We start from the raw sequence: 25835 nt of genomic DNA, 5'->3' as shown, positions 1-25835 counted from the left end.
CGCACACGCGCCGATGATCGAGGCGCGGCCGCTGCGCAACCCCGACGCGTCGTCGGTCGAGGTCATGACCCGCCGCGGCTGGTGGCTCGTCGTGCTGAACCTGCTCATCCCCGGGTCGGCGCAGGTGCTCGCCGGCAACCGGCGCCTCGGTCGCTTCGGACTCGGCGCCACCCTCGCGCTGTGGACGCTGCTCGTGCTGGCGGGCCTGGGGGCGATCCTGTGGCCGACCGGCCTCTTCACCCTCGCGACCGGCTCGTTCTTCCCCGACTTCCTGTCGTGGTTCCGACCCCTGCCGTTGACCCTCGTGCAGGTCGTGATCGCCGCCTACGTCGTGCTGTGGGTCGTGCTCACCATCGACACCCTGCGCCTGATCCGCCTGGTCAAGGTCGGTCCCCTCTCGCGCGTCGCCCTCGCGATCGTGTCCGTCGGGATGCTGGTGCTCACCGGTTCGGGAGCCGCCTGGGCGGCTCAGATCGCGGGGAGCACCCGCGACGCGTTCTCGACGCTGTTCGCGCAGTCGGCCCCCGTCGTGCCGCCGTCCGACGGCTACTACAACATCCTCCTTCTCGGCGCCGACTCCGGCGAAGGTCGCGATTCGATGCGTTTCGACAGCATCTCCGTGGTCTCCATCAACGCCGCCACCGGCGCGACGACGATCACCGGAATCCCGCGCGACATGCCGCACTTCCCCTTCGCCCCGGGGCCCATGCAGGACAAGTACCCGGACGGACACACCGGATACGCCAATGCGACGTGCGGCTGGGGCAGCGGCATCAACCAGCTCAAGACCGAGGTCGAGATCTGCCAGGACGGCAACGCCCTCTACCCCGAGGCCGAGGCGCACGACTCCGAGCCCGGGATCGAGGCGACCAAGGACGCCGCCGAGGGCATCATGGGCATCCAGATCCCGTACTACGTGCTCATCGACATGAAGGGCTTCGCCGACGTCATCGACGCCCTGGGCGGGGTCGACATCAACGTCCAGGAGCGCCTGCCCAAGGGCGGACCCGCCTACGACGGCCAGCCGGTGGACGACTGGGCATTCGGATGGATCGAACCCGGTCAGCAGCACATGGACGGCGACACCGCCCAGTGGTACGCCCGCTCGCGTTACACCACGAGCGATTTCGACCGCATGCGACGCCAGCGCGAGTTGCAGGAGGCGATCCTCGCGCAGTTCACGCCCCAGAACGTGCTCGCGCATTTCCAGCAGGTGGCCACCTCGACCACGAACATCCTTCAGACCGATCTGCCGCAGAGCCTCATCGCCCCGACACTGGTCGATCTCGCCCTCAAGGCGAAGGACCAGACGGTCGGCACCCTCGAGCTCACCCCCGCGGGCGGCGTCGACGAGTTCGACCCCGACTACGCGCAGGTGCAGCAGATGGTGAAGGACGCCCTGCACCCGCCGACCGAAACGGAGAGCCCCGCGCCGTGACCGTCACCCTCCGCGTCGTCCTCGATCAGCTCGTCGCCCCGACCTCCCGCGACCTCGCCGAGGCCTCGGCATCCCTCACCGAAGCACTCATCGCGACGGCCCCACGAGGCTGCGACGTCGCGGCGATCGTGCCCGCCCCCGGCCTCGCCGACGATCAGACCATCGAGGGGCTGAGCTCCGAGACGCGGCTGGCGGTGCGTCGCCGCGAACTCGCGGCGTCGTGGCAGTTGGGGGTGGCCCCGGGGATCGGCAAGGGGCTCATCCACTCCCCGACGGCGCTGGCCCCGCTGGTCCGGCACGACCGGGTCAACGAGACGCACCAGATCGTCGTGACGCTCTGGGACCTGCGGGCGTTCGAGACCCCCGACGAGCTGCCGAGGACCGAGAGCCTCGCCGCGCGGGCCCTGCTCTCGCGCGTGGCGAAGCACGCGGACGCGGTGATCGTGCCGACCCACGCGATGGCCGACCGGCTCGCCGAGACGGCCAAGGCGAAGCTCGTGAAGAAGGTCCGCGTGATCGGCGGTGCTCCCGCCGCGGGACTCCGCGTGCCCTCGGATGCCGTGGGGCGCCTGCGCGCCCTCGATCTGCCGTCGACGTTCGTCGCCACGGCGGGAGGGGTCGCCGCCTCCGACGACCTCGCCCACGCCTTCGAAGCGGTCGTCTCGGCGGGCTGGGACGGCGACGTGGTCGTGCTCGACGTGCCGGACGGGGAGGAGCCCGGCGTGGCCGACATCGCGGCGGCGGCCGGCGTGGCGGAGACACGCGTTCACGCGCGCGGTTCGCTCGACCGGTGGGACCGCGCGGCCGTGCTCTCGCACGCCGCGGCGTTCATCGCCCCGTGCGCCCGCACCGACTGGCCCTGGCGGGCGGTCGATGCGCTCGCGCTCGCCGTTCCCGTCGTGGCCGTCGACACCGTCGCGCACCGCGAGGTGCTCGACGACGCGGCGGCCTATGCGGCCCCGGAGGAACTCGGCGAGGCCCTCGCCCTCGCCCTGGGCGACGAGGCGGAGCGTCTGCGCGTGCTCGCCGGTGACCGCGCGAAGGGGTTCGCCTGGGCAGCCGCGGCCGAGCGCGTCTGGGCCCTGCACGCGGAGCTGTGATCGATCGACCTCCCGCGAGGCTCCCGCGACCGCGGACGAGGCGACCCTAGGCTTCGACGTATGCCTGCTCGCGTCGGGATCGTCGTCCGCACCCGCCACCGTCCCGGATTCCTCCGCGGTGCGCTCGCCGACATCGCCGCGCAGACCTTCGCCGACCGGCGGGTCGTGGTCGTGAACGACGGCGGCGTCGCCGCCGAGGTCGACCGCGTGGTCGCGGAATCCGGCCTCTCGCATGTCGAGATCGTGCACATCGCCGACGGCGACGGCGGTCGCTGCGTCGCCGCGAACACGGGCGTGCGCGCGCTCGACACCGACCACGTCGTGCTGCACGACGACGACGACCGGTGGCATCCCGAATTCCTCTCCCGTACCGTCGCGTGGCTCGACGCGCACCCCGACGACGCGGGCGTCGCGGTACCGACCGAGATCGTCTACGAGGAGCAGCGCGACGGGGACTGGGTCGAGGTCGGGCGCGCGCCCTTCTGGGCGGGGATGCAGCGGGTCTCGCTCACCGAGATGATGAGCATCAATCGCATGGTGCCGATCGCGGTGCTGTACCGCCGTGCCGTGCACGCCGAGGTGGGCTGGTACGACGAGACGCTCGACGCCGTCGAGGACTGGGACCTCTACCTGCGCATCCTGCGCGTGCACGGGATCGGCTTCCTCCCGGGCGAGCCCCTCGCCTTCTGGACGCAACGACCGGATGCCGTCGGCCGCGACGCCAACAGCATGTTCGGTCTGGCCGCGGAGCACGCGCGCGACGACGCCCTGGTCCGCGACCGCGCGCTGGCGGAGTGGGTGCGCCGGGAGGGCGCCGGGCTCCCTCTCTTCGTCGCCGCGTCGCAGGCCGAGCTGGCGGCTCACGTCGACCGGTCGATCGAGGACGCAGTGGAGCGGATCGTCGAGCGGCTGCGCACCGACATCCGCGACGACGTCCGGCGCGAGATCGACGCACATCAGCCGGTGATGTCGCGGCTGCGGCGGGTGCGGCGGACCCTTCGGCGCGGGTAACGAGCCGGTGTCGCGCGGCGTGGCAGCGGGACCGGAGGAGCAGCGCCCGCATAATGATCGCGTGAGCCACACCACAGCCGCTGCCCGCTCGTCCCGCTCGCGTCGTCTGCGGACGACCCTTCCGGTGCTCATGGTCGCCGGCCTCGTCGGGCTGTCGGCGTGCGCGACCCCGGTCGGAGGGGTGAGCCCCTCCGCGACGGCGACGGCGGCATCCGCAAGCCCCTCGGCCTCGCCGACGAGCACCCCCACGGGAACGCCCTCGCCGTCGCCCTCCGCCTCCGCCACACCGGGGACCGTCTACAACGGCGAGATCCTGATCGTGACCTCCGAGGTGCGCGACGGCAACCTCGAAGTGAGCGCGATGGTGCCGGGCATCTCGGAGTCCGGTGGGACGTGCACCCTCACCGTGGATTCCACCGGCGCCACGGCGTCGGTCGAAGCGAACGAGGGTAAGGACGTCACCTACTGCGGATTGATGTCGATCGCGGTCGGCGGTGACGCGCCGGAGGATCTCGCCTTCCACGTGTCCTACGCGTCGCGGGCGCTCCAGGCGCAGTCGTCGATCACGACGATCGAGCCGACCCCGTGACCCGCCCGGTGGCTCGTCGTGTCGCGGCCATCCTCGCGGCATGGGCGTGCGCCATGGCCCTCCTCGTCGCGCTTCCGGCGACCGTCGCTCCCACCTCATCGGCGGCAGCCGCGGACGCCGCTGACTGGAACCCGGGCAACATCATCGACGATGCCGTCTTCTACGACGGCGACGCGATGACGGCGGGGGAGATCCAGACCTTCCTGAATGGCAAAGTCCGAACCTGCCAGTCGGGGTACACCTGTCTCAAGGACTACCGCCAGAACACCGACAACCGTCCCGCGGACAAGTACTGCAACGGCTATGCGGGGGCGCCGAACGAGAGCGCCGCGACGATCATCGACAAGGTGGCGCGGTCCTGCGGCATCAGCCAGAAATCGCTGTTGGTGCTCCTGCAGAAGGAGCAGGGGCTGATCACCTCCACGGCCCCCTCCGAGTGGAACTACCTCGCGGCGACCGGTCAAGGCTGCCCCGACACCGCCCCCTGCGACTCGTCGACCCAGGGGTTCTTCTACCAGGTCTATTACGGCGCCCGGCAGTTCGAGGTCTACCGCCTGAATCCCACCTGGTGGGGCTATCAGTCCGGTCGGTGGAACAACATCCTCTACAACCCCAACGGCGGATGCGGAACCCAGCGCGTCTTCATCGAGAACCAGGCCACGGCCGGGCTCTACATCTACACCCCCTACGTGCCGAACCAGGCCGCGCTGAACAATCTCTACGGCACCGGCGACGGATGCTCGGCATACGGCAACCGGAACTTCTGGCGCACGTTCGTCGACTGGTTCGGCTCGACCCGGTACACGCCGAAGCTGCCGCAGTACGGGGTGGACCCGTCCGTGGTGGCGGTCGATGCGTCGGGGAGCGTGTTGTCGTACCCCTTCAAGAACAGCGCGTGGGGGGCTCGCGTGCGCACCGCCGGGGGAGTCGCCAGCACGGATCGGGTTCTCGCCATGGGCGATTTCGACGGCGATGGTCGTCGCGACATGATCGTCATCGACAAGGCGAAGAAGGTGTGGTTGCGCCCGCTCGCGGAGCAGGGCAACGATCTGGCACCCAAGCGCATCGACGTGAACTGGTCGGACGCGCCGTTCATCAGCGCGGCGGGCGATGCCGACGGCGACGGCATCCCGGACGTCTATACGACGACGAAGGACGGGCGGTTGCTGTTCTGGAAGGGAACCGGCTACGGGACCTTCGCGGCGGCACGTCAAGTCGGAAGCGGCTGGATCGGCTACACCGCCTTCGTCAGCGGCTCCGACATCACCGGCGACGGCGTGCCCGACCTCCTCGCGCGCGACGACTCCGGCGCGCTGTGGAGTTACCGGGGTGACGGCAGGGGCGGGTTCCGCGACGGCCGGGATTATCTCGGGGGCGGGTGGGACGTCATGAAGACGATCCTGATGCCCGGTGACTTCACCGGAGACGGCCCCGGGGACATTCTCGCAGCAGACAAGTCAGGCGTGCTGTGGGCCTACGCCGGCGGGAACAACGGCAGCTTCAGCCGGGTGAGCTCTCCCGTCGGCAGCGGATGGTCGGTCATGAGCGTCGTCACGAGCGAGGGACCCCGGCCGGGGTGGCGCAAGTCCTTCCCCGGCGGCGCCGGTGACCTCACCGGCGACGGCGCGGGCGACGTGGTCGCCGTGTCGAACAAGGGTGTGATGAGTGTCTACCCCGGAAACGGATCAGGCGGTTGGCTGGGTCCCATCCAGGTCGACGCCAAGTGGGGAACGTCGAAGATCGTGCCCCTGGGTGACTTCACGGGCGACGGCCGTGCGGACCTCGGACGCATCACGAGCGACGGCACTTTCCAGCTGCTGCGCGGCAAGGGCGACGGGACTTTCGAGAAGCCCACGACGATCGGCAGTGGGTGGAGCGGATTCGGCCTGGTGACCGGTGGCATCGATTTCGATGGAGACCGTCGTGTGGACGTCGTCGCCCGTGACGCTTCGGGAGGGTTGAAGCTCTACCGCGGCGACGGGATGGGAGGATGGCTGACCGGCCAGGGTCAGCCCATCGGCATCGGGTGGAACGTCATCGACTCCCTCTCTGCGGCCGGCGACGTCGACGGAGACGGTGTCAACGACTTCATCGCACGCCGCACAGACGGGACGCTGTGGATGTACGGCACCGACGGGCGGGGGAACTGGGGATCGATCCGACAGATCGGTACCGGTTGGAACGTCTTCGGAGCCGTCTTCAGCCCGGGGAACTTCGACGGCTCCGGTGGACCGGACGTGCTCGGCCGTGCGTCGAACGGCAACCTGTTCCTCTATCGCGGAGACGGCGGGGGCGGATGGCAGGGCGATCGGGTGCTCGCGGGAATCGGGTGGGGAGTGATGTCGCAGATCCGATGAGTTACCGCTCGTCGGGTGGGCTGGTGCCGTTCGCGGGATCCCGCCGCATCGACGACACTGGAGAGTCGGCCTTTTCGAAAGTGAGACCCGCTCCGTGACCAACCCCCTCGCTCCTGGCGCACGACGCGCTTTCCGCGATCGGTACCGCAGATGGGCGACGCCGCGATCGGACGGGCTGCCGAACTGCGCGGTCGTGGGCGTGCCCCTCGGCATCCTCGGGTTCGTGCTGGTGGCCCTTGTCGCGCTGGGTTTGACGGGATCATCGACGGGAATCGTCCACGACCTGATCAGCCAGGGCGAGGACCCCGCCTTGATCGCGGGCGAGCCGGAGCCGATCCGAAGCGACGAATGGTTCGTGCAGACGTCGTGGGTGATCTCGCAGGTGGAGCAGGATCTCCCGGCCCGTAACGAGACGTTCCCCGGCGGCATGGATGCGACCGTTCAGAACGACCTTCCCACCACCGATTGGTCGACGCTTCTCAGGCCGCACCTGTGGGGTTTCTTCTTCCTGCCGCTGGATCAGGCGATGGCGCTCAAATGGTGGCTGCCGGGGTTCGCCGTCATCGCCGCGGGATACCTCCTCTCGGTCGTGCTGATGCCACGCCGACCTCTGACTGGGGCGGCGCTATCGGTCGGCTTCTTCTTCGCGCCGTTCTTCCAGTGGTGGTATCTGTCCACGACCCTCTATCCCGCCGCGTGGGCTTTCCTGGTGATGGCGACGGCGGTGTGGTGCCTGCGGTCGCGGCGACGACGCGGCGCCTGGATCCTGGCCGCCGTGACCGCCTGGACGACGGCGGCCATGGCGGTCGGCGTGTACGCGCCTTTCATCGTCCCCGTGGTCCTCGTCGCCGCGGCTTTCACAGTCGGTGCGGTCCTGACACCGGGAGACGATTCGCTTCCCTTCCGCCGTCGTTTGGGTCGTCTGGTGCCTCTTCTCGTCGCGGGCGGGGCGGCGGCCGTCGTCATGGTGGTCTGGCTGATCACGAGGTTGTCGACGATCGAGGGGTTCACGTCGACGGTCTACCCGGGCGAACGCCTGCAGAAGGTGGGCGAGGGTGGATGGTCTGAACTCGCACAGCTGTTCGCCGGGTTCCTGTCCTTCGACCTCGGCCGCACCGCAGGCAAGCCCTTCGCGGTCAACATGCCTGAGGCGTCGACGTTCTTCCTCCCCGGTCTGTTCCTCGTCGTCGTGGTGGCGTGGCTGCTCGTGGAGCGGTGGAGAGCCGAGCGCCGTGCAGATCCCCTGTCCATCGCCCTCCTCGTGGCGGGAGCCGTCATGCTCGCCTTCCTGTTCGTGCCGGGGTGGGATCCGATCGCGCACGTGCTGCTCCTGGATCGCACCACCTCCGCGCGCATGCGCATCGGCTTCGGCGTCCTCAGTTTCGTCCTGGTGCTCGTGGTCGGCGCCGCCCTCGACAGCCGACGGAGCCGAGGGGCCGGTCGAGGGCCCTGGTGGGTGTCTTTCGGTGCGCTGGCCGTGGCCGCGGCATCCATGGCGATGGTCCTCTGGCGCGTGCATCGGACCGGCGGGCTGACGGCCTATCTGGAGGGCATCAGCGGCGCAGAAGCGGTCCTCGGGGTGGTTCTGGCCCTGCTCTTCCTCTTCTCGGTCGTGGCTTTCGCGCGGGGAGGGGTCACCGCCGGTGCGATCGCGCTGCTGTTGGTGTCGATCGCGTCGGGACTGGGCGTGAATCCGCTCTATCGGGGCGTGCTCGATCTGCGGGAGACCGCGACCGTGCAGACGGTTCAGCAGCGGGATGAGAAGGAACCGGGAACCTGGGTGGGCATCACTTCGAGCTCTCTGCCCACGATGATGCTCGTCGAGTCGGGGGTCACTGCACTCAACGGTTTCCAGGGGGCGCCGTCAGAGAAGATGTGGGCGCAGATCGATCCCACCGGGGCCGCGGAAGAGGAGTGGAACCGCCTGGGCATGGTGTCGTGGGTACTGGGCTCCGGTGATCCCGCTCCTCGGAATCCCTATCCGGACCAGGTGCAGATGACGTTCGACGCCTGTGCCCCCTTCGCCCAGGAGTACGTCACCTGGGTGCTGAGCGAGGCCCCGATCGACTCGGCGTGCGTCACCCTGTCGGACACCGTCCAGGAGGGCCCGACCACGATGCGCATCTACGAAGTGCGGAAATGAAGAGGGGGCCGCGTCCGCGGTCCCCTCTTCATTGCTGGAGCGTCATCCCTGAAGGTAGGCGCGCAATCTCTCTTCCATATCGCCGGTGACGACGGGGCCTGCTTCATCGACGAGCAGCACGCTGTTGCGGGGGCGAGGCGCGACGGGCGTCGGGGACGCCGCGAAGTACTCGTCGGTGCCGACCCCGGAGACGCGCTCGGGGTCGTGTCCGGTGATCGCGAACACTTCGCGTGCGATGTCGTACCAGGTGCGCGCAGTCCCGACCCCCGTGACGTTGTAGACGCCGAAGGGAGCGGCCGCATCGAGGAGACCTTGGATCGTGGAGGCGATGTCGGTGGTGAACGTCAGGCGTCCGACCTGATCGTTCACCACGCGCGGGTCGATCCCGCGCTCGGCGAGTGACGCCATCGTCCGGACGAAGTTCGCCCCGTCGCCGATGACCCAGCTCGTGCGCAGGATGTAGTGGCGCGGCACGGTGGCCACGATGGCATCGCCCGCGGCCTTCGTCTGCCCGTAGACCCCCAGGGGACTGACGACGTCTTCCGTGCCGTAGGCGCCGTCCTTCGTCCCGTCGAAGACGTAGTCGCTCGAGACGTGGACGAGAGTGATCCCGTTCGCCATCGCGATCCGCGCCAGCGCCGCCACCGCGGTGACATTGGCCGCCCAGGCCTCGACGCGTCCGTCCGGCGTCTCGGCCGCGTCGACCTTCGTGTACGCCGCGGCGTTGATGATCGTGCCGTAGTCGCGCCAGCGGCGCGCGGCACCGAGGTCGGGGGAGGTGAGATCGAGCTCGGCGCGCGTGGCGTACTCGATCCAGGGATGCTCGCCGAACTGCTCGCGAAGGGCCCGGCCGAGCTGACCGTTGGCGCCCGTCACGAGGATCTTCTTGGGCGGCATGGGGACCACGTCGGCCAGACGCGGGTGGTTCTGGTCCTTCGCACTGATCTCGACCTCGTCCAGGGGAATGGGCCACGCGATGGCGGCCGTCTCGTCCGCGAGGTTCAGGAACGTATACGTCGCGTCGGGTGACCAGTGGTCGTTGACGAGGTAGGTGTAGGCGGTGTCGGGTTCAAGCGTCTGGTACGAGTTGCCGACGCCCCGCGGCACGAAGATCGCAACAGAGGGGTCGAGTTCGGCGGTGAAGACTGCTCCGAAGGAATCGCCCTCGCGCAGGTCGACCCAGGCGCCGAAGATCCGACCCGTGGCGACGGAGACGTACTTGTCCCACGGTTCCGCGTGGATGCCGCGGGTGGTGCCCACGGCGTCGTTGAACGAGATGTTGTTCTGGACGGGGCCGAAGTCGGGCAGGTCGACGGCCGAAGCCGTCATCTTCTCGCGCTGCCAGTTCTCCTTGAACCACCCGCGCGAGTCGCCGTGCACGGGCAGGTCCAGCAGGATCAGGCCGGGGATGGTCGTCTCCCGGACCGAGAGCGCCTTTCCGAAGTCGATCGACACCGGGTCACTGCCCCTTGCTGGCGTAGAACGCCTCGACGCCGTCCTTGGTGGGAGCCCACCAGGCCTCGTTGTCGCGGTACCAGTCGATGGTCGCCGCGAGGCCGGACTCGAAGTCGCCGTAGGTCGGGGTCCACCCGAGATCGGTGCGCAGCTTCGTCGAGTCGATCGCGTAGCGGAGGTCGTGTCCGGGGCGGTCGGTGACGAGGTCGTAGGCGTCGGTGGGGTTCCCGGTGATCTGCAGGATCAGCTCGACCACGCTCTTGTTGTCCTTCTCGCCGTCGGCGCCGATGAGATACGTCTCGCCGATCTCGCCTTTGTCGAGGATCGTCAGGACGGCCGAGGAGTGGTCGTCGGCGTGGATCCAGTCGCGGACGTTCTCGCCGGTGCCGTACAGCTTCGGACGAATTCCGCGCAGGACATTGGTGATCTGCCGGGGGATGAACTTCTCGACGTGCTGGTACGGCCCGTAGTTGTTGGAGCAGTTGCTGATCGTCGCGCGGACCCCGAACGATCGCACCCATGCGCGAACGAGGAGGTCGGAACCGGCCTTGGTCGAGGAGTAGGGCGATGAGGGGTTGTACGGCGTGCTCTCGGTGAAGCGGGCCGGATCGTCGAGCTCGAGGTCGCCGTACACCTCGTCGGTGGAGATGTGGTGGAAGCGCACGTCATGACGGCGGGCCGCCTCGAGCAGCGTGTACGTCCCGATGATGTTCGTGTCGAGGAACGGGCGGGGGTCGTGCAACGAGTTGTCGTTGTGCGACTCCGCGGCGTAGTGCACCACGGCGTCGGCCTCCGAGACGAGGGGGTCGACGACGGCGGCGTCCGCGATGTCGCCGACGACCAGGCGCACGCGGTCCTCGGGGAGCCCCGCGAGAGATGCCTCGTTCCCGGCGTAGGTGAGCTTGTCCAGCACGGTCACCGTGTGGTCGGTGTGCGCGATGACATGGTGCACGAAGTTGGATCCGATGAAACCGGCACCACCGGTGACGAGAAGACGACTCATGCGCTTCAGATTACCGGGGAGAGCGTCCCTGTCCCGGGGCGGGGTGATTGGTGGGTCCGTGCGGATGAGGAAGACTGAAGCCATGCGCGGAATCATTCTGGCGGGCGGAACGGGCTCGCGACTTCATCCCATCACGCTGGGCATCTCGAAGCAGCTCGTCCCGGTCTACGACAAGCCGATGATCTATTACCCGCTGTCCACGCTGATCCTCGCCGGCATCCGGGACATCCTCATCATCACGACTCCCCAGGACTCCGAGCAGTTCCAACGGCTGCTGGGCGACGGCTCGCGCTTCGGCATCTCGCTCACCTACAAGGTGCAGCCGTCGCCCGATGGCTTGGCCCAGGCGTTCCTCCTCGGAGAGGAGCACATCGGCTCCGAGTCCGTGGCGCTCGTCCTGGGGGACAACATCTTCTACGGGCAGGGCATGGGCACCCGTCTGCGCCAGTACACGGATCTCGACGGCGGTGTCGTGTTCGGATACCGGGTCGCTGACCCGACGGCCTACGGGGTCGTCGAATTCGATTCCGCGGGCCGGGTGGTGTCGCTCGAAGAGAAGCCCTCCCTCCCCAAGAGCGACTACGCGGTACCGGGACTCTATTTCTACGACAACGACGTGATCGAGATCGCCCGGGGCCTCGCCCCCTCTCCGCGAGGCGAGCTCGAGATCACCGACGTGAACCGCACCTACCTCGAGCAGGGACGTCTGCGCGTCGAGCTCCTCCCGCGCGGTACGGCGTGGCTCGACACCGGGACGTTCGACTCCCTCAGCGAGGCCACCGAGTTCATCCGAACGGTCGAGAAGCGGCAGGGGCTGTCCATCGGGTGCCCCGAGGAGGTGGCTTGGCGCATGGGCTTCCTCACCGACGAGCAACTGCGCGAGCGCGCGGAGCCGCTCGTGAAGAGCGGTTACGGCGACTACCTCCTCAAGGCCCTTGCTCAGGGAAGCGACCGCGGTCCGCTCTAAGCTCGCGGGTGGTCTGTGTGCGGTCGAGGTCCCTGCCGCATCCGAAGCACCGATGGATGCGGTATTGGGACCGAAAGGTGTGCGTCTGGTGGTCTTCCCCTCGGATGGGCGTCGGCTCGTCATCTACGTCGTGTACGACCGGCGTGGCGGTATCGATGAGTACGTCGTACACGCGCTCGCGGGTCTGCGTGATCGTGCGACGCGCATCCTGGTCGTCGTCAACGGGTCGCTGACGCCGGAGGGGCGGAAGCGCCTCGAGCCGGTGTCCGACGAGATCCTGGTGCGCAAGAATGTGGGGTTCGACATTTGGGCCCACAAAGACGCGCTCGATCACATGGGGACGGATCTGCGCGATTTCGACGAGGTCGTGCTCACGAACGACACCTGGTTCGGTCCGGTGCGCCCGTATGGGCCGGTCTTCGATCGGATGGATGCCCTCGACGTCGATTTCTGGGGGATGACGGACCACGCGCGGGAGGAACCCAATCCCTTCACGGGTGAGGGCGTTCTGCCCTACCACCTGCAGTCGTTCTGGATCGCGGTGCGTCGCGACATGCTGGCGTCCGACCGCTGGGCACGGTACTGGCGAGAGCTGCCGGAGATGCCGTCGTACTTCGACGCCGTCCTCAAGCACGAGACCCTCTTCACGGAGACTTTCGTGCAGGCGGGCTTCACGTCCGGTGTCGCATTCGCCTCCGACGACTATCCGACGGACCACCCGGCGCTGTTCAACCCGACACTGCTGCTCGATGACGGCTGCCCGCTCGTCAAGCGCCGGCCCTTCTTCCACTGGCCCGTCTTCCTCGACCGGCACGCCGTGATCGGTCGGACGCTCGTCGAGAGCGTCGAGGGATACGGCTATCCGACGGCGCTCATCCTCGACAATCTCGCGCGCACCGTGCCCGCGAAGGTGATCAACACGAATCTGGCGATGCTCGAGGTGTTGCCTCGCACGGTCGTCACGGCATCCGAGGACCCCTCCGTCCTGCGTGTGCTCGTGGTCCTGCACGCCACCGGTATAGCGACGGTCGCTCCGCTCGTCGAGCGCCTCTCCTGGTTCCCGGCGCCGGTCGACGTCATCGTGACGACGTCGGACGGGGCTCTCGTTCCCGGCCTGGAAGAATTGGTGAGTGCCCAGGGTGCCGGCGTCCGCGACGCCCACGTGCGGGTCGTCCCCTCTGACGAGGGTCGCGACATGAGTGCTTTCCTGATCGGATGCCGCGACGAGCTGCTCGACGGCGGCTACGACGTCTTCGTCAAGCTCCACGACCGACTCCCCGTGCGCCGGGGACGAACGGTCGCCGAGTACTTCCGTCGCTACATGCGCGACAACCTCGTGGGCAGCCCCGCATACATTGCGAATCTCCTCGCGCTCTTCGTGCGCGAGCCCGGTCTCGGTGTCGTGATCCCTCCCGTCATCGAGACCGGATACGCCACCACGGGGGAAGGATGGTCGTGGTATCGGGGGATGGGCCACGACATGGCCGACCGACTCGGCATCCGCGTCCCGCTCGACGGGGTGACGCCGCTCTCACCGCTGGGCGGGATGTGGGCGGGACGGCCGGCGTCCCTCCGCCCACTTCTCGATGAGAAGTTCACCTACCGGGATTTCCGCGACCGGTCGCGCGAGCGCGTTCCCGACATGCAGCGTCTGCTGGAGCGATTGGTCTCCGCGGCCGCCGGCGAGGATGGATATCACGTGCGGACGGTGCTCGACCCCGAGCATGCGAGCCTGACGCACCTTGCGGTCGAGTACAAGATCGACCAGCTGGCGGTCAACCTACCCGGGTATCCGGTCGAGCAGATCCAATTCCTGCACCGTGCGGGCTGGATGGGCACGGCGGGCGCCGTCGCTTTCTTCCGTATGTACATGAAGACGAATCACAACGCAGTCGTCGAGCGTCTGGACCCCGTTATGCGTCCGTTCGGCCGGGGAGCGCGCGCGGTTCTGCGCACGGCGCGCGCCGGCGTCGCGACGGGTCGCCGCCTGGTGAGAGGAGGCCGCGCGTGAGCGAGCTCCAGGTCCCACCACCCGTGGCCTTCCCCGACGAGGGGCGCCGATTGATCGTGTACACGATCTTCGACCGTCGCGGGGGTGTCGACGACTACGTCGTGCACGCGCTGCAGGGTCTCCGTCCGCACAGCACTCGCATCGTCGTCGTGGTGAACGGCAGCCTCACGGCGTCCGGCCGCGCACGACTCGAGCCTGTCGCCGACGAGGTCGTCGTGCGTGAGAACAGCGGGTTCGACATCGGCGCGCAGCGCCACGCCCTGCGGCATCTGCGAGAAGAGCTGTCGCAGTACGACGAGATCGTGCTCACCAACGACACGTGGTTCGGTCCGGTGCGTCCCTTCGCTCCCGTCTTCGAGCGGATGGACGCGCGTGCCGTTCACTTCTGGGGGATGACCGACCACACACCCGAGGAGCACAACCCGATCACCGGCAAGGGCACGCTGCCCTATCACCTCCAGTCGTACTGGCTCGCCGTGCGCCGGGAGATGTTCCTGTCCGATCGGTGGGAGCGCTACTGGAGCGAGTTGCCCGCCCTCACCTCCTACACCGATGCGGTGGTGCACCACGAGATCGTCTTCACACAGGCGTTCCGCGACGACGGTTTCGTATCCGCCGCCGCCTTCGCCTCCGAGGACTACGGCTGCGTCAACGCGTCGCTCTTCGCCCCGCGCGCGCTGATCGACGACGGATGCCCCGTGCTGAAGCGTCGTCCGTTCTTCCACTGGCCGCCCTTCCTCGACCGCCACGCGGTCATCGGGAGGTGGGCCCTGGACGCCGCCGCGGAGGGGGGATACCCGGTCGAGATGGCGCTGTCGAATCTCGCACGGAACGTCGCTCCCAAGGTCTTGAACGCCGACGCGGGTCTGATGGACGTCATCGGCGCGGACCATGACCCGTACGACCCCTCTCGCCCGATGCGGGTCGTGGTGATCGCCCACATCTTCTACGACGAGATGACAGACGAGATGATCGAGCGGGCCGACACGCTGCCGATGCCGTACGACCTCGTCGTCACGACCCCGGACGCCGAGCGCGCCGCGCGTATCCGGGCGCGGATCGCCGCGCTCCCGGGAGAGCGCGGCTCGGTCGAGGTCCGGGTGGTGGAGTCCAACGACGGCCGCGACCAGAGCGCGTTCCTGGTCGGATGCCGTGACGTGCTGGTGTCGGACCGATACGATCTCGTGGTCAAGCTCCACAGCAAGAAGACGCCGCAGGACGGATACAACGTCGGCACGCATTTCCGCGAGCAGCAGTTCCTGAACCTCCTTCACGACGATGCGCACACGTCGCGCGTGGTGGCGTTGTTCCAGCGCGAACCGGGGCTCGGCCTCGCCTACCCGCCCATGATCCACATCGGCTACCCGACGCTCGGACGAGCCTGGTGGGCGAACAAACCCGGGTTCGAGCGTCTCGCCGACGAACTCGGCATCCGCGTTCCCTTGGACGACGTGTCGCCGTTGGCGCCGTACGGATCGATGTTCTTCGCACGGCCCGAGGCGCTGCGCATTCTCGTCGAGCATTCTTGGCGTTACTCCGACTTCGGCGGCGCGGAGGCGTACCAAGACGGTGGACTCGCGCATATCCTTGAGCGCATGCCGTCCTACGCGGCAGGCGAAGCGGGTTTTCACACCCGGACGATCGTGGCACCCGATTACGCGGCGGTCAGCTTCACGGCCCTGGACTACAAGCTCGACGAGATGTCGGCGACCACCCCGGGATACGCCTTCGAGAAGATCGACCGGCTGCGCGCCGTGGGATTCGTCGGAAAGGGTTCCGGGAAAGATTTCCTTCGGATGTACATGCGGCTCAATCACATGGGCGCTGTCCATCGGATGCGGCGGCTGATGGATCCCGTGCGCCGGCCGGGGCGCTGGATCCACCGGGTTGCCGATGGTGTGAGAAGACGACGGAAGAACCGATGACACGACAGCGAGAAGAAAAGCGATGAGCATGGAGACCGAGGCGAGGTTCGCCCGCATCGCCGACGCGCCGTACGCGGTCGTCGACGCCAAGGGCCGTCGTGCCACGGGCCGGCTGGGCAAGGTGGGCGAGATCCTCGCTCGTCGCGACCTGCTCAACCTCCTGGTGCGCCGCGATCTGCAGGCGCGCTATCGCGACAGCTTCCTGGGATTCTTGTGGACCGTCATCCGGCCCCTAATTCAGTTCCTCATGTATTTCATCGTGCTCGGCCAATTCCTCCGGGCCGCCGAGGGGATCGACAACTTCGCGGTCTACCTGTTCTCCGGTCTGACGCTCTACGTGTTCTTCAACGACATGGTCTTCGGGGCGACCGGGTCGATCCTGCAGAACGGCGGACTCGTCAAGAAGATCTATCTGCCGCGCGAGATCTTCCCGCTCGCGAGCATCGGCGGTGCAGGCTTCATGTTCCTCGTGCAGCTGGGCGTACTCGTCGTGGCTGCCCTGCTGTTCCGAGCGCTCCCCGAGCCGGCAGAAATGCTGTGGTTCTTCCCATCGGTGATCCTGATCACCATCTACGGACTCGCGATCGGGCTGCTGCTGTCAGCGCTGAACGTCTACTTGCGCGACATCCAGTACCTCACGGAGGTCGTGCTCATGCTGGCCATGTGGGGCGCGCCCATCGTCTATTCGTGGCGCATGGTGCAGGACGTCATCACTCGCTTCCAGCTGCCGGAGTGGGTGCTCGAGGTCTACGCGGCCAACCCCCTCACCATCGCCGTGCTCGGCTTCCACCGCGCCTTCTGGGGTGCGGGCACCATCGAGGACTACCCCGCCAACCTCGGGCTGCGCATGCTCATCGCCGGCGTGATCGGCCTCGTCCTGCTCGTGATCTCGCACCGCGTCTTCACCCGCATGCAGGGCAACTTCGCTCAGGAGCTGTGATGCCGAACTCTGCCACCGCCGCGCCGGACATCGTGCGCCTGTCCTCCGTCTCGAAGCACTTCCGTGTGCGCAAAGACAACAGCCTGAAAGACCGGGTCGTGCACCTGGGCCGTCTCGGCAAGACCCACCGTCGTGATTTCGTCGCTGTGGACGACGTTTCCTTGACCATCCAGGCCGGAACCACCGTCGGTCTTCTCGGGGCCAACGGCTCGGGCAAGAGCACATTGCTCAAGCTCATCGGCGGAATCCTCTCGCCCTCGTCCGGCATCGTCGAGACCCGAGGACGCATGGCGGCACTGCTCGAACTCGGAGCAGGGTTCCACCCCGATCTGAGTGGTCGAGAGAACGTCTATCTCAACGCCTCGATCCTCGGAATGACTCGCGAGGAGATCGACCGCGAATTCGACAACATCGTGGAGTTCAGCGGGATCGGCGACTTCATCGACACAGCGGTGAAGTTCTACTCCTCCGGCATGTACGTGCGCTTGGCGTTCGCGGTCGCCATTCACACCGACCCGGACGTGCTGCTCGTCGACGAGGTCCTCGCCGTGGGCGACGAGACCTTCCAGCGCAAATGCATGGACCGCATCGCGGAGTTCCGCGCCCAGGGGCGCACCATCATCCTCGTGACGCACTCCGCGCAGCAGGTCGCGGAACTCTGCGACCGGGGCATCGTCCTCAAGGACGGAGCCGTCGTCTTCGACGGCGAGACCCGCGCCGCCATCGGAGCCCTGCGCGACGTGCTCGAAGGTCGCCGGGTGGGTGAAGCTCCGCCCGAACAGACGGTGCACCCGATCCAGGTGAAGCGCGTCGAACTGCTCGCCGACGACGGCTCGCCCACGAAGGTCGTGAACGAGGGCGATCCCCTGACGATCCGCGTCCACGTGGACTCCATGAAGCCGATCGAGCGATGGGAGCTCGGCTTCAGCATCGACACGCCTCTCGGGCACATGGTGCTGGCGTCGAACACCGAGATGCTCGAGCACCGTCTGGATCCCATCGAGGGTCCGGTCGCCGTCGATCTGCGGGTCGCCGCGGTGAATCTCGGTGCCGGTCAGTACTACGTCAATGCCAACGCCGCCGGGGTGAGCGAGCCGAGCAGCCACGGTCTGGCGCAGGGAGCGCTCTTCACCGTCAAGACGCGAGACGACGTGACCGTGGGCACGGTGGCGGCGAGCGTCGCCTTCGTCGGAGCGTCCTCGGTCTGACTCGCCCTCCGGGTGGCGCCCTGATGGCGGCACCCCGTCCCGATAAACTGGTCCGCCGTGCACCACACCACAGATCCGTCCGCGCAGACGTCCCCCCGCATCGATCCATCCGCTGATGTGACGGGTGCCGTCATCGGTGACGGCACCTCCGTCTGGCACCTGGCACAGGTGCGCGAGGGCGCCGTCGTCGGCATCGGTTGCGTCATCGGACGCGGCGTGTACATCGGATCGGGCGTCCAGGTGGGCGACAACTGCAAGATCCAAAACCACGCATTGGTCTACGAGCCGGCACGGCTGGAGCGGGGCGTCTTCGTCGGCCCGGCCGTCGTGTTCACGAACGACACCCATCCTCGCGCGGTGAACCCCGACGGATCGCCCAAGTCGGCGACCGATTGGACACCGGTCGGAGTGACCGTTCGCGAGGGAGCGTCCATCGGGGCGCACGCGACCTGCGTGGCCCCGGTCGTCGTCGGCCGGTGGGCCACTGTCGCAGCCGGAGCGGTCGTCACGAAAGACGTCCCCGACTTCGCGCTGGTCGCGGGGGTGCCGGCGAAGCGCATCGGCTGGGTCGGACCTGCCGGCGTGCCGCTGGCGCAGCACGACGGGGTGTGGACCTGCCCGCGCACCGGCGCACGCTTCGTCGAGCTCGACGGCGCACTCAAGGAGGAAACCCGTGCCTGATCTCATCCCGGCAGCGAAGCCGCTCATCGGCGACGACGAGCGAGCCGCGGTCGACCGCGTTCTCCGCAGCGGCATGATCGCCCAGGGGCCCGAAGTCGCCGCATTCGAGCGCGAGTTCGCCGACCACTTCGTCGACGGTCGCGAGACGGTGGCCGTCAACTCGGGGACCTCGGGCCTGCACCTCGGGCTGTTGGCCTGCGGGATCGGCCCCGGCGACGAGGTCATCGTGCCGTCCTTCACCTTCGCGGCGACGGGCAACTCCGTGGCGCTCACGGGGGCGACCCCGGTGTTCGCCGACATCGATCCCGTCACCTACACGCTCGACGTCGCGAGCGTCGAGGCGGCCATCACCCCGAAGACGCGGGCGATCATGCCGGTGCACCTCTACGGTCACCCCGCCGACATGGTCGCGCTCTCCGCGCTGGCGGAGCGATACGGCATCGCGCTCTTCGAAGATGCCGCGCAGGCTCACGGGGCGAAGATCGACGGCCGCCCCGTCGGCACCTTCGGTTCCTTCACGATGTTCTCGCTCTACCCGACGAAGAACATGACCAGCGGCGAGGGGGGCATGGTCACCGCCGGATCCCCCGAGATCGCACGCATGCTCCGTCTGCTGCGCAATCAGGGCATGGAGCGGCAGTACGAGAACGAGATCGTGGGCTTCAACGCGCGCATGACCGATCTGCACGCGGCGATCGGTCGCGTGCAGCTGACCAAGGTGGACGCATGGACGCGGAAGCGTCGCGCGAACGCGGCGTTCCTCGACGCCCACCTCACCGGCGTCGAGGTCCCCGTCGTCGCCCCCGGGGTGCACCACGTCTACCACCAGTACACGATCCGCGTCCAGGACGACCGCGACGGCTTCGTGCGCGCGCTGCGCGCGGAGCACCAGGTCGGCAGCGGCGTCTACTACCCGATCCCGAACCACCGCCTCCCCTCGCTGACACGGTTCGCCCCGGGGCTCGATCTCCCGCAGACCGAGAGCGCCGCGCGCGAGGTCGTCTCGCTTCCGGTGCACCCTTCGCTGAGCGATGACGATCTCGGGCGGATCGTCGCGGCCGTCGCGGCCGTGGCGGGGGCCGGATCATGAGCGCCGTCCTTCGCGCGGGCCTCCTCGGCCTCGGCATGATGGGCCGCCACCACGCACGGCTCCTGCGCGAGATCGACGGCGTCGAGCTCGTCGCCGTCGCCGACCCGGCGGGCGACCCTCACGGTGTCGCGGGCGGGATGACTGTGCTCCCCGACGTCGAAGCACTGGCATCCGCCGGTCTCGACATCGCGGTGGTAGCGGTCCCGACGCGATTTCATGCGTCGGCGGCGGCCGCACTCGCGCATTCCGACGTTCATGTGCTTGTCGAGAAGCCCATCGCCGACAGCTCGGAGGAAGGACAGACGCTGGCCGACCTCTTCGAGTCGCGAGGTCTCGTCGGCGCGGTCGGTCACGTCGAGCGTTTCAACCCGGCGCTCCAACAGCTGCGCGCGCGGCTGGCCGAGGGTGAAATCGGCGACGTCTACCAAATCGCGACACGGCGTCAGAGCACGTTCCCGGCCCGCATCGGCGACGTCGGGGTGGCGAAAGACCTGGCGACGCACGACATCGATCTCACCGCCTGGGTCGCCCAGTCAGGATACGCCGCGGTGTCGGCTCAGACCGCCTTCCAGAGCGGCCGCTCCTTCGAGGACATGATCGCGATCTCCGGTCGGCTGACCGACGGTGCCGTGGTCAACCACCTCATCAACTGGCTGAGCCCGATGAAGGAGCGCGTCACGGTCGTCACCGGCGAGCGGGGAACCTTCATCGCCGATACCGCCACCGCCGATCTGACTCTGCACCGCAACGGAACGGCCGCGCTCGAGTGGGAGTCGGTCTCGACGTTCCGGGGGGTGTCGGAAGGGGACGTCACGCGCTTCGCCTTCCCCAAACGCGAGCCGCTGCGCGCCGAGCTCGAGGCCTTCCGCGATACGGTCAACGGCGTGAGCACCGCATTGTCGACGATGCGCGAGGCCGTACACGTGCTCCGTGTGGTCGAAGCGTCGCTCGAGTCGGCATCCGACGATGGACGCCTCGTGCGCCCGACGGAGCCGGTCGCGGCAGCCCTCTGACAACGACGACCCCCCGGCGCGCTCAGCCGTGCGCCGGGGGTTCGTCGTTCCCGAAGACGTCAGCGCGTCGCGAAAGGGGTGTGCTCCGGCGTCGATGGCGTGGCCTGGATGTCGAGCTGCAGGGCACTGATGAGCAATTGCGTCCCCAACATCAGGGGGAGCGCCGCCAGCATCACCGTGGCGGCCGTGGCGATCACCGAGCCGAGGATCTGGAAGAACAGCCAGACGGTCACGACGAGGCCGAAGCCGAGGAAGAGCAGACCGAGGAATAGCAACAGGGCGATGGGCGAGAACGACCACAGCACGTAGCGGTACCAGATGCGGTGCCAGAAGCCGACGGTCAGACGGTGCATCAGCTCGGGGATGACCTTGCTCAGCTTGATGCTCGAGACCTCGTCGCCGTAGACCGCGGGGATGGGCACGTCGACCGCGGACACCTGGAGGATGTTCAGGTGGATCAGGAGGTCGTTCTCGAAGCTGTAGCGCTTGGCCACGCGCTCGAGAGGGACGCGACGCAGCGCTTCGGAGCGGATCGCGGTGTACCCGTTCTGGGGATCGAAGAGGTTCCAATAACCGGAGGACAGCTTCGTGATGAACGACAGGGCGATGTTGCCGAAGACGCGGTAGCCCGGCATCCCGGTGAACGATTCGGGGGAGTAGAAGCGGTTCGCCTTGGCGAACCCGTAACCGTCTTCGACCACTCGGTCCAACAGGGCGGGGAGGTAGGCCGGGTCCATTTGCGCGTCGCCCGCCATGATGACGTTGACGTCGCTGCCCAGGTCCAGCGCCGTGCGGTGGCCGGTGATGATCGCGCCGCCGACGCCTTGGTTCACCTCGTGACGAATGAGCGTCACCCGCGCATCGCCCGCGCGCGTCACCGCGCCGCTGGTGTCATCGGGGCTGCAGTCGTCGACGATGACGATGTGGTCGACGAAGTCCGGCATGGTCTCGATGACGCGCGCGATCATCTTCTCTTCTTTGTACGCGGGGACGACCGCGGCGATGATGGCGCCTTTATACATGCGTCGGAGAACCTTTCGGACGGGCGAAGACCCAGTAGCGGTACGCGAAGTAGTTGCCCACTGTGGTCACTGCGACGGCGATGAGCTTGCCGGCTGCCCAGGACCAGCCTGCGGAGTCGGCGAGGGCGACGATCCCGGTGGTCAGGGCCGTGTTCGCCACGACGAGGAGGGCGTAGCGGACGACGCTGGGCGCGACGGAAGCGGTCGCGCGGAAGGCGAAAAGGCGCTGCAGCGTGTACGTCACGACGAAACTCGCGAGGAATGCGGTGGGCGTCGCGACGGTGAGCGGGACGCCGGCGATGTCGTACAGCAGCCAGAGCAGGCCGAAGTCGAAAGCGAAGGACAGTCCGCCCATGACGAGGTACCGCACGAGGCTCGAAGACCAGAGCCGGGAGAGCCCTCCGCCACGTAGCGAGGGCTTCTCTGGGGGCATGGCTTCCATTCTGCCAGCCCCGATGCTCCGCCATAGACGGCGCATCGACGTGTCGGCCGTATGCGCCTGTGCAGAGTGCCGACCGTGGCGACGCGCTGGTAGGCCGTACCCTCTAGCGGCGCCGCAGCGCCGCGTCGAGCAGCGTCCGTGCGCGGGCGTCGAAGGAGTGATCGGCGCGGATGCGCGCCGACACCGCATCCAGGTCGGGCGCAGAGGGGAAGGCGGCGTCGAGGTCGCCGGTGAGCAGGTCGAGCAGGTCGGGAAGCCCCTCCCATGTGCGCACCGCACCGCCGAAGAGCTCCTGGATTCCCTCGACCCGGTCACTGACGGCGCGACCCCCGGCGGCGACGACGTCGAAGAGGCGATTGCCGATGAACCCCCGCTCCTGCATGGCGGGCCAGTGATCGTTCAGCACCACCCCCGCGGTCTCGTAGAGCGCGGGAAGCTCGTCGTTGCCCACCCCGGTGGCGGCGATGCGCTCGGCAGGGATCCATCCGCGCCAGTCGGGGCCGATCACGGTCACGGGGATGCCGGCTCTGATGGGCTCCACGACGGAGGGGCGCAGGATGCCGCGCGCCGTGCCGACGAAGAGGATGTCATGGCCGCGGGGTCGTCCGGCGGGGTGGAAGCGCGTCGCGTCGGTGCACTGCAGCAGAGGGGTGATGGGCACGCCGAGTTCGCGGCCTGTCGTCTCGGCCCACGGCGCGGACGCGGCGAAGACCTCGTGGAACCCCGCGACGTCGTCCGGACCCACCTGGTCGGGATGACTGATGACCCACAGCAGCGAGACACCGGTGGGGGAGGCCTCGAGCGGTTCGGGACCGCGCAGGGCCACGGTCACGTCGTCGAGATGCCGCGTGGGGCGGGTGCGGGCGGCGTACGAGTCGATGACGACTTCCTGTCCGAGGCGCCGGAGGGCGTCGGCGAGGGCCCGGGCGAAGTGGGTGTCGCCCCAGCCCTCCGCGCGAGGGCCCACCGGTGCGGCCGTCCGCAGCGCCCACCTCAGGGCGGGCACGTGCGTGCCGTCGGGGAGCTCCACCTGGCGCTGCGGACGTCTCACACGGGGCAGAGGGCCATGGGCGAGGCGCTCCCACCCGGCGCGGAGCAGGAGATCCCCACCGCCCGTCAGGTGCGGTGGGAGATGCGCCGGTTCGGCACGCGAGCGCGTGCGCGTCTCGACGTCCAGGGCGACGACGGCCCGTCCGTCGAGGCGGGCAGCCGCGTCGGGACCGCGCAGCGCGACGGTGACCTCCGCGCGGCGCGCGGCGAAGGTGCTCCCGGCCAGGGCGGGAACCTCGAGATCGGTCGCCGGAGCGAGGGCGGCGAGGTCTTCGATCGGGTGTCCGGCGAGGAAGCGTCCATCGGCGGTGGCTCCGACTGCGGCGATCGTGCCGTCGCCGTCCCTCCACACCGGACCGAGCACCGTCCCGGCGGCGCTCTTCTCCACGCGATCCGCCAGACGCGTGGCGTCGGCGGCGGTGAGGGTCTGGTTCGGTCCTCTCACGATGATGATCTCGGCGCGGGAGGAGGCGACGAGTTCGTCGAGCGCGAGGGACGCGTCGTCGTGACGTCGCCGACTGATGCGGACGCGGGGGCGGCCCGCGGCCCACAGCGACGCGAGCGTCCAATCCTCCGCGCGGTCGTCGAGCACGGCGATCGCAACCCCCTGTCCGGGGACGACCGAGAAGGCGACCGCTTCGGCGAACGATTCGTCGAAGTCCCATTCCTCGGGGCCGATCGCGACGATCAACTCGCGATCGACGGGCTCCGCCGACGGCGCCGGGCCGACCTCGCCGCCCACTCGGGCGCGACGGGCGGCCTCGACGATCACGCGCGACAAGTCGGGCCAGGATGCCGCGGCGGGCTCGGATCGCGGACCGAGGGGGAGCGAGTGCGTCTCACGGTTGCGCCAGGCGTGGCCGAGAGGTCCGCCGGGAGCCTCCCAGGCCTCGGGATGAGCGGTGCCGTAGGCCACGGCATCCCACAGCGGACTCACCTGCAGCCCCCGTGGATCGGCGACGAGGTAGGCGTACAGCGCGGGCACGCGCCATGCCTCGGGCAGGTGGTCGCCGACCGCCGTGTCGACGAAGAGCGGCGACAGGCGCAGCCCGTCGCGGAAGCCCCCGTTCACGTACCGACGGACGGCCGCTGCTTCGCTCAGGGGCCTGCCCACCTGGGCGCGCACGTACGCGAGGTCGACGACGCCGGCGCGGCGGATGACCCGCGCCCACCACAGCCGGTCGGCGCGGGCGACGAGTGGGCGGAGCAGAGGAAGATCGCGCGCGGCGCGCACGCGCGAACGGAGGGCGGTCAGCACTCTTCGATGATAGGCAGGGCGTCCGGCCCTCCTGGGCGAGAGGCAGGGTCGGCGGCCCGCCCGGACGTCAGGTGGGCCCCCGGCCCGTGCGAACGCGAGGGGGGACACCGGGTCCGCATCGGCAGCATCCGGATGCCGTCATCGCGACGCGACAGGGCGATCGGCCCAGTATCGGTCGCCGCGCATGCGCATCGATTCGCGCAGGCCGATCGTGCGGTCGACCGCGTCGAGCGGCAGGACCGCGGTGGGCGCGGCGGCGCCGCGGCGCCAGCCCTCCCACCGACCGCGGAGCGAGAGGACGTCGCGCCGCAGGACGAGGCGCGCGGCGCTGACGACGAGCTCGACGGCCAGCGCCCGCAGCGCCCAGCGCGAACGGAGAACGCCGTACTTGCGCAGCAGGTAGCCGCGCGCGAAGCCCGACAGACGGCGCTGGCGAGCCGACTCCCGGCCCGCGCTGGCCCCGCCGAGGTGCGTGCCGAGGGGGCCCTCGATCGCGACGCACTCCCACGCCGCCGCGCGCAGCCGGAACGCGAGGTCGAGCTCCTCGCCGTACATGAAGATGTTGGTGTCGAACAGGCCGACCTCGTCGAGGGCGGCGCGGACGTAGACGGCGACGGCTCCGTAGGGCCCGAGCACGGGGGGATCGACGGGGTCCGCCGCCGCCGGGTCCGCACCGTGGAAGCGCACGAAACCCGCTCCCGTGACGTCGGCGACGATGCCGTAGGAATCGACGGTGCCGTCGGGGGCCAGGAGGAGGGTCGCCCCGCTTCCCACGCGACGCGACTCCTCGACGGCGGTCATCGACGTGACCACACGCTCCACGGCATCCGGCTCGAGGACGACGTCGCTGTTGACCAGCATGACCAGACGCGCCGAGCCGGCTGCCAGACCCACGTTGCACGCGCGGGCGAAGCCGAGGTTGCGGTCGTTGCGGATGAGGGTGACCTCGGGGAACTCGGCGGCGACGCGGTCGGCGGTGTCGTCGGGGGAGTGGTCGTCGACGACGATGATCCGCGCCGCGACGCTCTGCCGCGTGGCCGCGAGCAGGCACGAGCGGACGAAATCCCACCCGCCGTACACGGGGATGACGATGTCGATGTCGCGTGCGTCGGTCATGCGAGACCTGCCCTTC

At 68.7% G+C, this 25835-nt stretch carries 20 protein-coding genes; 14 read left to right on the top strand and 6 right to left on the bottom strand.

Annotation, left to right across the window (positions count from 1 at the left end):
- Window positions 1-13: 13 nt before the first annotated feature.
- From AB0N82_RS16340 to AB0N82_RS16315, 6 genes are all read left to right on the top strand, one after another.
- Window positions 14-1438: an LCP family protein gene (locus AB0N82_RS16340; RefSeq protein ID WP_315994584.1), complete on the top strand. Its 1425-nt coding sequence runs from the start codon at window positions 14-16 to the stop codon at window positions 1436-1438.
- Complete coding sequence (locus AB0N82_RS16335; RefSeq protein ID WP_363393127.1) at window positions 1435-2538, top strand: glycosyltransferase; 1104 nt, start codon at window positions 1435-1437, stop codon at window positions 2536-2538. The genes AB0N82_RS16340 and AB0N82_RS16335 overlap by 4 nt, the downstream gene beginning before the upstream one ends.
- 60 nt (window positions 2539-2598) lie before the next feature.
- Entirely contained in the window at window positions 2599-3549 is a 951-nt protein-coding gene (locus AB0N82_RS16330; protein WP_363393124.1) for a glycosyltransferase, read from the top strand.
- A gap of 61 nt (window positions 3550-3610) precedes the next feature.
- On the top strand, window positions 3611-4138 hold the full coding sequence (locus AB0N82_RS16325; protein WP_363393121.1) for a hypothetical protein: 528 nt from the start codon (window positions 3611-3613) through the stop codon (window positions 4136-4138).
- Window positions 4135-6495, top strand: coding sequence for a VCBS repeat-containing protein (locus AB0N82_RS16320; RefSeq protein ID WP_363393118.1), 2361 nt, complete (start codon window positions 4135-4137; stop codon window positions 6493-6495). Before AB0N82_RS16325 ends, AB0N82_RS16320 begins: the two co-directional genes overlap by 4 nt.
- Window positions 6496-6589: 94 nt before the next feature.
- On the top strand, window positions 6590-8638 hold the full coding sequence (locus AB0N82_RS16315) for a hypothetical protein (RefSeq protein WP_363393115.1): 2049 nt from the start codon (window positions 6590-6592) through the stop codon (window positions 8636-8638).
- 42 nt (window positions 8639-8680) lie between these two features.
- On the opposite strand, the gene AB0N82_RS16310 is transcribed toward AB0N82_RS16315, so the two are convergent.
- Together AB0N82_RS16310 and rfbB are read right to left on the bottom strand one after the other, a co-directional pair.
- A complete protein-coding gene (locus tag AB0N82_RS16310) occupies window positions 8681-10093 on the bottom strand; it encodes a bifunctional dTDP-4-dehydrorhamnose 3,5-epimerase family protein/NAD(P)-dependent oxidoreductase (protein ID WP_363393112.1) in 1413 nt (470 codons plus the stop codon).
- A gap of 4 nt (window positions 10094-10097) precedes the next feature.
- Window positions 10098-11096 (bottom strand): dTDP-glucose 4,6-dehydratase, encoded by a 999-nt coding sequence (gene rfbB, locus AB0N82_RS16305; protein WP_363393109.1) that lies wholly within the window; start codon window positions 11094-11096, stop codon window positions 10098-10100.
- A gap of 82 nt (window positions 11097-11178) precedes the next feature.
- Between rfbB and rfbA the strand changes: the two genes are divergently transcribed.
- The 8 genes from rfbA to AB0N82_RS16265 all read left to right on the top strand — a co-directional run bounded on the left by rfbA (window position 11179) and on the right by AB0N82_RS16265 (window position 20931).
- Window positions 11179-12063 carry a glucose-1-phosphate thymidylyltransferase RfbA gene (gene rfbA / locus AB0N82_RS16300; RefSeq protein WP_363393106.1) on the top strand — a complete coding sequence of 295 codons (885 nt, stop codon included), beginning with the start codon at window positions 11179-11181 and terminating at the stop codon, window positions 12061-12063.
- 88 nt (window positions 12064-12151) lie between these two features.
- Window positions 12152-14074 (top strand): rhamnan synthesis F family protein, encoded by a 1923-nt coding sequence (locus AB0N82_RS16295; RefSeq protein ID WP_363393103.1) that lies wholly within the window; start codon window positions 12152-12154, stop codon window positions 14072-14074.
- A complete protein-coding gene (locus AB0N82_RS16290) occupies window positions 14071-15999 on the top strand; it encodes a rhamnan synthesis F family protein (RefSeq protein ID WP_363393100.1) in 1929 nt (642 codons plus the stop codon). The genes AB0N82_RS16295 and AB0N82_RS16290 overlap by 4 nt, the downstream gene beginning before the upstream one ends.
- Window positions 16000-16021: 22 nt before the next feature.
- Entirely contained in the window at window positions 16022-16939 is a 918-nt protein-coding gene (locus AB0N82_RS16285) for an ABC transporter permease (RefSeq protein ID WP_363393097.1), read from the top strand.
- Window positions 16939-18147, top strand: coding sequence for an ABC transporter ATP-binding protein (locus tag AB0N82_RS16280; RefSeq protein WP_363393094.1), 1209 nt, complete (start codon window positions 16939-16941; stop codon window positions 18145-18147). The genes AB0N82_RS16285 and AB0N82_RS16280 overlap by 1 nt, the downstream gene beginning before the upstream one ends.
- 57 nt (window positions 18148-18204) lie before the next feature.
- Window positions 18205-18828, top strand: coding sequence for an acyltransferase (locus AB0N82_RS16275; RefSeq protein ID WP_363393091.1), 624 nt, complete (start codon window positions 18205-18207; stop codon window positions 18826-18828).
- Complete coding sequence (locus tag AB0N82_RS16270; protein WP_363393088.1) at window positions 18821-19918, top strand: DegT/DnrJ/EryC1/StrS family aminotransferase; 1098 nt, start codon at window positions 18821-18823, stop codon at window positions 19916-19918. The genes AB0N82_RS16275 and AB0N82_RS16270 overlap by 8 nt, the downstream gene beginning before the upstream one ends.
- Window positions 19915-20931: a Gfo/Idh/MocA family oxidoreductase gene (locus tag AB0N82_RS16265; RefSeq protein WP_363393085.1), complete on the top strand. Its 1017-nt coding sequence runs from the start codon at window positions 19915-19917 to the stop codon at window positions 20929-20931. The genes AB0N82_RS16270 and AB0N82_RS16265 overlap by 4 nt, the downstream gene beginning before the upstream one ends.
- A 59-nt stretch (window positions 20932-20990) precedes the next feature.
- Here the strand turns inward: AB0N82_RS16265 and AB0N82_RS16260 are convergent, their stop codons facing one another.
- The 4 genes from AB0N82_RS16260 to AB0N82_RS16245 all read right to left on the bottom strand — a co-directional run bounded on the left by AB0N82_RS16260 (window position 20991) and on the right by AB0N82_RS16245 (window position 25819).
- Window positions 20991-21953 carry a glycosyltransferase family 2 protein gene (locus tag AB0N82_RS16260; RefSeq protein ID WP_363393083.1) on the bottom strand — a complete coding sequence of 321 codons (963 nt, stop codon included), beginning with the start codon at window positions 21951-21953 and terminating at the stop codon, window positions 20991-20993.
- Window positions 21946-22386, bottom strand: coding sequence for a GtrA family protein (locus tag AB0N82_RS16255; protein ID WP_363393080.1), 441 nt, complete (start codon window positions 22384-22386; stop codon window positions 21946-21948). The genes AB0N82_RS16260 and AB0N82_RS16255 overlap by 8 nt, the downstream gene beginning before the upstream one ends.
- A gap of 112 nt (window positions 22387-22498) precedes the next feature.
- Entirely contained in the window at window positions 22499-24703 is a 2205-nt protein-coding gene (locus tag AB0N82_RS16250) for a hypothetical protein (protein WP_363393077.1), read from the bottom strand.
- 138 nt (window positions 24704-24841) lie between these two features.
- Window positions 24842-25819, bottom strand: a complete 978-nt coding sequence (locus AB0N82_RS16245) for a glycosyltransferase family 2 protein (RefSeq protein WP_363393075.1) — start codon at window positions 25817-25819, stop codon at window positions 24842-24844.
- Window positions 25820-25835: the final 16 nt, after the last annotated feature.

The sequence above is a fragment of the Microbacterium sp. NPDC089186 genome (genome assembly GCF_040685115.1).
GTDB classification, from domain to species: domain Bacteria; phylum Actinomycetota; class Actinomycetes; order Actinomycetales; family Microbacteriaceae; genus Microbacterium; species Microbacterium galbum.
Note: the sequence above shows the minus strand (reverse complement) of the source record. Positions and strands in the feature narration are given on the sequence as shown.

What these genes read in the sequence shown, in the direction of transcription:
- AB0N82_RS16330 (WP_363393124.1), top strand. Translation starts at nt 2,599, where the DNA reads ATGCCTGCTCGCGTCGGGATCGTCGTCCGCACCCGCCACCGTCCCGGA.
- AB0N82_RS16285 (WP_363393097.1), top strand. Translation starts at nt 16,022, where the DNA reads ATGAGCATGGAGACCGAGGCGAGGTTCGCCCGCATCGCCGACGCGCCG.
- AB0N82_RS16340 (WP_315994584.1), top strand. Translation starts at nt 14, where the DNA reads ATGATCGAGGCGCGGCCGCTGCGCAACCCCGACGCGTCGTCGGTCGAG.
- AB0N82_RS16265 (WP_363393085.1), top strand. Translation starts at nt 19,915, where the DNA reads ATGAGCGCCGTCCTTCGCGCGGGCCTCCTCGGCCTCGGCATGATGGGC.
- AB0N82_RS16260 (WP_363393083.1), bottom strand. Translation starts at nt 21,953, where the DNA reads ATGTATAAAGGCGCCATCATCGCCGCGGTCGTCCCCGCGTACAAAGAA.
- AB0N82_RS16255 (WP_363393080.1), bottom strand. Translation starts at nt 22,386, where the DNA reads ATGCCCCCAGAGAAGCCCTCGCTACGTGGCGGAGGGCTCTCCCGGCTC.
- AB0N82_RS16280 (WP_363393094.1), top strand. Translation starts at nt 16,939, where the DNA reads ATGCCGAACTCTGCCACCGCCGCGCCGGACATCGTGCGCCTGTCCTCC.
- rfbA (WP_363393106.1), top strand. Translation starts at nt 11,179, where the DNA reads ATGCGCGGAATCATTCTGGCGGGCGGAACGGGCTCGCGACTTCATCCC.
- AB0N82_RS16245 (WP_363393075.1), bottom strand. Translation starts at nt 25,819, where the DNA reads ATGACCGACGCACGCGACATCGACATCGTCATCCCCGTGTACGGCGGG.
- rfbB (WP_363393109.1), bottom strand. Translation starts at nt 11,096, where the DNA reads ATGAGTCGTCTTCTCGTCACCGGTGGTGCCGGTTTCATCGGATCCAAC.